General features: G+C 70.8%; 8 protein-coding genes and 1 pseudogene. 4 read left to right on the forward strand and 5 right to left on the reverse strand.

All coding sequences use genetic code 11. The features are described from left to right. Positions 1 to 167 precede the first annotated feature (167 nt). Positions 168 to 596: a cytochrome c oxidase subunit 4 gene (locus C1I93_RS26960; protein ID WP_111246088.1), complete on the reverse strand. Its 429-nt coding sequence runs from the start codon at positions 594 to 596 to the stop codon at positions 168 to 170. Positions 597 to 606: 10 nt separating this feature from the next. Then, on the reverse strand, positions 607 to 1,560 hold the full coding sequence (ctaC, locus tag C1I93_RS26965) for an aa3-type cytochrome oxidase subunit II (RefSeq protein ID WP_111246089.1): 954 nt from the start codon (positions 1,558 to 1,560) through the stop codon (positions 607 to 609). A gap of 198 nt (positions 1,561 to 1,758) precedes the next feature. On the opposite strand from ctaC, the gene C1I93_RS26970 reads away from it, so the two are divergent. Both C1I93_RS26970 and C1I93_RS26975 read left to right on the forward strand, forming a co-directional pair. After that, entirely contained in the window at positions 1,759 to 2,910 is a 1,152-nt protein-coding gene (locus tag C1I93_RS26970; protein WP_111246090.1) for a cysteine desulfurase family protein, read from the forward strand. Beyond that, a complete protein-coding gene (locus tag C1I93_RS26975; protein WP_111246091.1) occupies positions 2,907 to 3,134 on the forward strand; it encodes a sulfurtransferase TusA family protein in 228 nt (75 codons plus the stop codon). Before C1I93_RS26970 ends, C1I93_RS26975 begins: the two co-directional genes overlap by 4 nt. A 59-nt stretch (positions 3,135 to 3,193) precedes the next feature. Here the strand turns inward: C1I93_RS26975 and C1I93_RS26980 are convergent, their stop codons facing one another. Continuing rightward, positions 3,194 to 3,436 carry a hypothetical protein gene (locus tag C1I93_RS26980; RefSeq protein ID WP_111246092.1) on the reverse strand — a complete coding sequence of 81 codons (243 nt, stop codon included), beginning with the start codon at positions 3,434 to 3,436 and terminating at the stop codon, positions 3,194 to 3,196. Between the two features lie 134 nt (positions 3,437 to 3,570). On the opposite strand from C1I93_RS26980, the gene C1I93_RS26985 reads away from it, so the two are divergent. Both C1I93_RS26985 and C1I93_RS26990 read left to right on the forward strand, forming a co-directional pair. Next, positions 3,571 to 4,167: a DUF5753 domain-containing protein gene (locus C1I93_RS26985; protein ID WP_212808318.1), complete on the forward strand. Its 597-nt coding sequence runs from the start codon at positions 3,571 to 3,573 to the stop codon at positions 4,165 to 4,167. 32 nt (positions 4,168 to 4,199) lie between these two features. Beyond that, positions 4,200 to 4,382: pseudogene (locus C1I93_RS26990) on the forward strand (DUF397 domain-containing protein); the annotation flags it as partial. Between the two features lie 204 nt (positions 4,383 to 4,586). On the opposite strand, the gene C1I93_RS26995 reads toward C1I93_RS26990, so the two are convergent. Together C1I93_RS26995 and C1I93_RS27000 are read right to left on the reverse strand one after the other, a co-directional pair. Beyond that, entirely contained in the window at positions 4,587 to 5,384 is a 798-nt protein-coding gene (locus C1I93_RS26995) for an AAC(3) family N-acetyltransferase (RefSeq protein ID WP_111246095.1), read from the reverse strand. A 39-nt stretch (positions 5,385 to 5,423) separates the two neighbouring features. Beyond that, a complete protein-coding gene (locus C1I93_RS27000) occupies positions 5,424 to 6,401 on the reverse strand; it encodes a carbohydrate kinase family protein (protein ID WP_111246096.1) in 978 nt (325 codons plus the stop codon). Between the last annotated feature and the right edge of the window lie 81 nt (positions 6,402 to 6,482).

The following is a 6,482-nucleotide window of genomic DNA, read 5'->3' on the forward strand; positions in this document are numbered from 1 at the left end:
CCCCCGCGCCCCTCACGCCCCTCACGCCGCTCGCGCTCGGGCCGCTCGTGTTGATCAAGAAGTTTGCGTCGGATTTCGCGCGCTGGGTGACGCAAACTTCTTGATCAACACGGGGAAAAGCGGGAAGCCCGTCTCCCTGGGGAGGCGGGCTTCCGGCGTTTGCAGGGTCAGTGTTCGGCGGTACGGCGGGTGCCGGAGTAGTACTCGAAGAGCAGGCCACAGGCGGCGAAGATCACTGCCACCGCGCCAAGGCCGAGCAGCCAGAACTGCCAGAACACCAGGCCCAGACCGGCGGTCGCGGCAGCCAGCGCCAGGCCGAACGGCCAGTAGCTGCCCGGGCTGAAGAAGCCGATCTCGCCGGCGCCGTCGGCGATCTCAGCGTCCGGCCGGTCCTCCGGGCGCAGGTCGATCCGGCGGGAGACGAACCAGAAGAAGCCGCCGCACATCGAGCAGAGCAGGAACGACAGCAGCAGGGCCACGGTGCCGATCCACTCGACGCGGCCACCCGAGTCGGCCCAGGTCCAGCCGCCGTAGAGGAAGGTCGCGAACAGCAGGAACGCAGCGATGATCAGGAAGATGCGCCACTCGGTCTTCATGCCCGCTACCTCAGCTTCCCGCGCCGGCCTGGTTGAAGTTGTGCTCGGTACGCCGCGTCTCGAACGGCCGCGTGGTCACCGCGTACGGCTCCTCGCCGATCGAGGTCAACGCGTCCTGGGTCGAGGCGCCACCCTGCTTGGCGGCGAGGAAGCGGTCGAAGTTCTCCGGCGAGACCACCCGCAGCTCGAAGTTCATGAAGGCGTGGTAGCTGCCGCACAGTTCGGCGCAGCGGCCCACGTACGCGCCCTCGGACTCCAGCGAGGAGACCTCGAAGACGTTACGGATGTTGCCCGGCATGACGTCCCGCTTGAACAGCATCTCCGGCACCCAGAACGAGTGGATGACGTCCTTGCTGGTCTCCTCGAACCGGATGGACCTGTCGGTCGGCAGCACCAGGATCGGGATGACCTCGCTGGTGCCCAGCACCGAGGCGGTGGTGTTGGCGTCGACGCCCTGGCCGTCGCGGTAGTTGAACTGCCAGTTCCACTTGAACGCGACCACCTCGACGGTCACGTCGGGGTTGCTGGTGGTCTTCACCACGTCGGTCTGCACGACCGCGGTGTAGTAGAAGAGCACCGAGACGATCAGCACCGGCGCGATCGTGTAGAGGAACTCCATCGGCAGGTTGTACCGCGTCTGCACTGGCAGTTCGTTGCCACGCTTGCGGTAACGCACGACGCACCAGAAGATCAGGCCCCAGACGAAGACGCCGACCACGAGCGCCGCGATGCACGAGGCGATCCACAGGTCGTACATCCGCCGGGATTCGGGGGTGATGCCCTGCGGCCAGCCGAAGCCGAACGCCGAGTTGACGTCACAGCCGGTGAGCAGGATCAGTAGCGCCGCCCCACCGAATCCGAGCCCGGCGAGACGCCCCGCGCGACGACCCCGCCGCCCGCCGGCTCCCGGGGATGCGCTGCGCCGTACGGCCGTCGGCCGTACCTCCGAACTCCTTGCGACCACCTGGTCCTGCCTCCCTAGCGCGCCGCGGTGTCTTCCTCGATCTGGCCGGCCCCGCCGAGCGGAGCGACCGCACCAGCGGCAAAGGCGTCACCGACGGTCGCAGATTACTCGACCATGACGGGCTGGACCCGGTTGGGGTCAGTTCCCACACCCGAGAGAGGGGATCCGGGGCCGGCCGAGACGATAACGTCAGCAGACGTGATCCCCTCCCCCGTCTACCTGGACGCCGCCACCGCCGCGCCGTTGCATCCGGTCGCGCGACAGGCGTTGCTGGCCGCGCTCGACGACGGCTGGACCGACCCCGACCGGCTCTACGCGCCCGCCCGGCGCGCCCGCCAGTTGCTCGACGCCGCGCGCGAGGCCGCGGCGGACACCCTCGGGGTACGCCCCGACGAGCTTTCCTTCACCGCCAGCGGCACCACCGCGGCGCACTCCGCAGTGCTCGGCGGCCTGGCCGGGCGACGGCGCACCGGTGCGGCGCTGGTGCACTCGGCGATTGAGCACTCCGCCGTGTTGCACGCGGCCGAACGGCACGTGGCCGGCGGCGGCACGGCCACCTCGGTGCCGGTCGACCGCCTCGGCCGGTTGGACCTCGACGCCTGGTCGGCCGCGGTGACCCGGCCCAGGGTGGCGCTGGCCGCGTTGATCGCGGCCAGCCACGAGGTGGGCACCGTGCAGCCGGTCGACGCTGCGGTGTCGACCTGCTTCGCCGCCGGGGTACCGCTGTACGTCGACGCCGCCCAGGTCGTGGGCCGGATGCCGGTGCCGGCCGGGTGGTCGGTGTTGAGCGCGAGCGCCCGCAAGTGGGGCGGCCCGCCCGGCGTCGGTCTGCTGGTGGTCCGCAAGGGCACCCGCTGGGAGTCGCCCTGGCCGGCCGACGAACACGAGTCGGGCCGGGCGCCGGGCACGGTGAACCTGCCGGCGGTGGTGGCCGCTGCGGCCAGTCTGCGCGCGGCGGCGGCCGACGCGGCTACGGAGGCGGCCCGGTTGTCGCCGCTGGTGGACCGGATCCGCGCCCGGGTGGCGGCCGAGGTGCCGGACGTGGAGGTGGTCGGCGACCCGGAACACCGGCTGCCGCACCTGGTCACCTTTTCCTGCCTGTACGTCGACGGCGAGGCGCTGCTGCACGCGCTGGACCGGCGCGGCTTCGCCGTCTCGTCCGGCTCGTCGTGCACCTCGTCCACACTGCGCCCGTCGCACGTGCTGGAGGCGATGGGGGTGCTTTCGCACGGCAACGTACGCGTCTCGCTGCACCGCGACACCACCGAGGCCGACGTCGACCGTTTCCTCGCCGAACTGCCCGGCATCGTGGCCGACCTGCGCGCCCAGGCCGGGGTGGTGGGCCTGTGACCACCCCCGAACCTGACGAGATCCTCGACTGCCTCGGCCAGCGCTGCCCGCTGCCGGTGATCGCGCTGGCCCGCCGACTACCCGAGCTGCCGGTGGGCGCGGTGATCCGGGTGCTCGCCGACGACCCCGCCGCCGCCGTCGACATCCCCGCCTGGTGCCGGATGCGCCAACAGGAGTTCCTCGGCACCGCCGGCACCGCCCACCACATCCGCCGCCGGCGGTGAAAGGAGGGGCCCCCTATTAACGCCTCGTGTATAGGAAGGGCCCCCTATTAACAAGCGGCTCAACAAGGCAGCGCCGCATCGACCCAGAGCAGTCGCAGCCGACGGCCGGAGCGAGAGAAGAGGCGTACGGCGCTGTCCGGGTTCGTGAACTGCACGGTGAATGCACGATCATCGCCGCAGACCAACGCGCCGTCGGCAAATGCCAGGCCCCAGGCGAAGACATCAGCGTCGACGCGATCGCCGTACTCCTCACAGATCGCAAACCGTCGTGGCGCGAACTCGTTGACCAGGTCGACCAACATCAGCTGGAACTCCTCGGGCGAACCGAGCGGCGGGACTGGGGGCCTGCGGAGCCGATCAGCCGGCGATCGACCGGCTCACCGCGCTCGCCACCAGGTCCGACGCGAAGACCTGGTGGGCGCCGTGGGCCAACGTGATGCCGGACTGGTTCAAGACGTACGTCGGCCTGGAAGGTCTCGCCGACGGCGCGTTCGTTTTCGAGTCGATGGTGATCCCCGGCCTGCTCCAGACCGAGAGCTACGCGCAGGCGCTGACCTTCGGCACCGGTTTCGTCCGTCCGGATCACGCCGAGCGTTTCGTGGGGTTCCGGCAGACCCGGGCGCAGCGGCTGACCGACGACGAGCCACTGGCCCTGCACGCGGTCGTCGGCGAGGCCGCGCTGCGGCTGCGGCTGCGGCTGCGGCTGCGGCTGCGGCTGCGGGTCAACGGCGACGAGACCCGGCGGGCCCAGCTCGCCCACCTGGCCGCCATGTCGGAGTTGCCGAACGTGACAGTGCAGGTGCTCCGGCCCGAGGACGGCCCACACGCAGCGACGCCGTTGGGCAAGTTCGTCCTGCTGGACTTCGCCCACGTCCGGCCGATCGCCTACACCGAGGTGCTCGACGGGGCGATGTACGTGCAGGATCCGGACGGCGTACGGACCTATAGAAGGGTGGCCGACAACCTGCGCCAGGTCGCCCTCTCGCCCGCCGAGTCGCGCGCGTTGATCAGGGAGCTGGCCGGCGCGGCCTAGCCCTCGGCGGCCAGCGTGTCCACCCCCGACCGCTCCGCCGCCCCTCCTGGTTCACCAGCAGCCGCAGCGCCAACAACGGCGACTGCGTGGAGTGCGCGATCCTGCCCGACCTGGTCGCGGTGCGCGACAGCAAGGACCGCCCCGGTCCCGTGCTCACCTTCTCCCGCCGCCAGTGGTCGGCCTTCATCACCACGCTCACCCCGACCACCCACTGACATCCGGCGTCCCTGTCGAACGATGGCCACCGGGACTCGCCGACCGCCTCCGGCAGCGCGACCCTCGACACAAGCCGACCGCGAAGCGGCAGCACTCAGAGTCCTGCTCGCCATCCCCGCGATCGTCGCCACCCGGCACCCGGTCGTGCACACCCTCCGATCCGCACCGACCTGACCATCGAGCGGAGCGGGCTACGGACTGGTCTATGGCTTGCGGGGTGCCCGACTGGTCGCGAACCAGTCCACCGCGAAGTCGACAAGCAGGCGCTGGCGCATCAGTCGACACTCGGCCCCGCCCACCTGCCCGATCCGCGCGCTGCCGGTGCTTTCGAAGGCGTCGCCCAACCGGTCGAAGTCGCTCTCGTCGGTGTCGACGTCCTGCCAGCGCATCCAGGCCCGACCGGTGGCGGTGCGGACAGCGGAGCCTTCCTGCCTGCGCGGCGGATCCGGCAACCCGTACTCGGCCAGGTGCAGCGAGGTGTTGCTGCGGTGCCCCACCCCCAGCAGCAGGACGTCACCGTCGAGACGGTACACCGCACCCACGGGTGAATTCGTGCCCAACATCTCGTCCAGTTGATGCCCGCCCACCACCGCTTCGGCGGCCGGGCCGACGGCCGCGAACGACACCTGCGGGTGGTCGCTGCGCCGCGCGCCCGGCCAGGTGCGGACGGTCTCCGCGATCACGCCCATCCACCGGCTCGGCGTCACCGCCGGGTCGAATCCGGGCGTGTGTGCGCGGATCACCGGCCACCACGACTCCGGCACCGGCGGATGCTGCCAGCCGGCGGGATCGGTGTTGTCCGGTGTGTGCGTCGGCACCACCAGCGTGCCGTCTGGGCCCAGGGCATCGAGCAGCGCCTGGACCACCGCGACCGGGCCGCCGCAGACCCAGCCGAGCGCTGTGAGTGACGAGTGCACCAGCAGCACCGACCCACGTCGCAGTCCGAGCGACGCCAGGTCGTCGGCGAGCGCGGTACGCGTGTACGGCAGGTCAGCGTCCATCGGCGAACCGTGAAGCACCTGGACGTTCGACAACGACTGTCAGGGCAGGAGGCGGGGGCGGACCTCGTCGGCGGCCTCGTCGCCGTAGGACTCGGCGAGGCGCTTGACGAAGAGGTCGGGGCGTACGTCGTACTCCTGGGTTCCGACGGTCTCCAGCACCAGGGTGGCGAGCAGGGAGCCGACCTGGGCGGCGCGCTCCAGCCCGACGCCCCAGGAGAGTGCGGTGAAGAAACCGGCGCGGAAGCCGTCGCCGACGCCGGTCGGGTCGACCGCCTGGGTCTGGCGGGCGATCGGTACGTGGATCGGGTCGATCTCCCGGCCGGCGATCTCCACCCCGTCCTTGCCCAGCGTGGTGACTCGGATCCGGACCAGGTCCAGCAGCTGGTCGTCGCTGAGCCCGGCCTTCTGCTGGAGCAGCGACTTCTCGTAGTCGTTGGTCATCAGGTAGTCCGCGCCCTCGATGAGCGCCATCACGTCCTCGCCCGGCATCCGGGCGAGTTGCTGGGAGGGGTCGGCGGCGAACGGGTAGCCGCGCTCGCGGCACTCGGCGGAGTGCCGCAGCATCGCCTCCGGGTCGTTGGCGCCGACCAGCACCAGGTCCAGCCCGCCGAGACGCTCGGCGACCGGGCGGAGCTCGATGTTGCGGGCCTCGCTCATCGCCCCGGCGTAGAAGGAGGCGATCTGACACATGTCGGTGTCGGTGGTGCAGACGAAGCGGGCGGTGTGCGCCACCTCGCTGATGTGCACCGAGTCGCAGTCGACCCCGTGCCGTTCCAGCCAGGAACGGTAGTCGGCGAAGTCGGCGCCGACCGCGCCGAGCAGCACCGGACGCAGTCCGAGCTGTCCCATGCCGAACGCGATGTTCGCTGCCACTCCGCCCCGGCGCAGCACCAGGTCGTCCACCAGGAAGGAGAGCGACACCTTGTGCAGCTGGTCGGCGATGAGCTGGTCGGCGAACCGGCCGGGGAAGCTCATCAGATGGTCGGTGGCGATCGAGCCGGTCACGGCGATCTTCATGGCAACCCTCGGGATCGGAAGCAGAGCCCGATCAGCCTACCGGCCCCACACCCCCGAGCGACCGTCCCGCCCCCGCTCGCC

Source organism: Micromonospora endophytica, from assembly GCF_003236305.1.
Classification (GTDB): Bacteria; Actinomycetota; Actinomycetes; order Mycobacteriales; family Micromonosporaceae; genus Micromonospora; species Micromonospora endophytica.

Bases quoted from the DNA above. Each gene is read 5' to 3' on its own strand.
- C1I93_RS26960 (WP_111246088.1), bottom strand. From the start codon at position 596: ATGAAGACCGAGTGGCGCATCTTCCTGATCATCGCTGCGTTCCTGCTG.
- C1I93_RS26980 (WP_111246092.1), bottom strand. From the start codon at position 3,436: ATGTTGGTCGACCTGGTCAACGAGTTCGCGCCACGACGGTTTGCGATC.
- C1I93_RS26985 (WP_212808318.1), top strand. From the start codon at position 3,571: ATGCCGGACTGGTTCAAGACGTACGTCGGCCTGGAAGGTCTCGCCGAC.
- C1I93_RS26995 (WP_111246095.1), bottom strand. From the start codon at position 5,384: ATGGACGCTGACCTGCCGTACACGCGTACCGCGCTCGCCGACGACCTG.
- C1I93_RS27000 (WP_111246096.1), bottom strand. From the start codon at position 6,401: ATGAAGATCGCCGTGACCGGCTCGATCGCCACCGACCATCTGATGAGC.